Source organism: Cupriavidus sp. SIMBA_020 (assembly GCF_046535395.1).
Lineage (GTDB): Bacteria > Pseudomonadota > Gammaproteobacteria > Burkholderiales > Burkholderiaceae > Cupriavidus > Cupriavidus campinensis.
This window is the reverse complement of the sequence record NZ_JAWRWU010001866.1, coordinates 1-229: the sequence shown is the minus strand read 5'-3', so window position 1 is coordinate 229 and position 229 is coordinate 1. Positions and strand designations below refer to the sequence as shown.

Here is a 229-nt window from a genome sequence, read left to right as displayed (position 1 = left end):
GGCCGCGCTGCCGGAAATCCTCACCGGGCTGCGGATCGCGATCGGGTTCGGCTGGACGACGCTCGTCGCGGCCGAGATGGTCGCCGCGACGGCCGGGCTCGGGCAGATGGTGCTCAACGCGTCGAGCTTTCTGCGCACCGACATCGTCGTGATGGGCATCCTGATCATCGGCGCGATCGCGTGGCTGTTCGATCTCGCGATGCGGTGGGTGGAGCGGCGTGCGGTGCCG

At 69.9% G+C, this 229-nt stretch carries 1 protein-coding gene; it reads left to right on the top strand.

The annotated features are described in order from the left end of the window. Nucleotides 1–229, top strand: a 229-nt coding sequence (locus tag SB751_RS36075) for an ABC transporter permease subunit (protein ID WP_410749736.1), incomplete at both ends; no start/stop codon positions are given.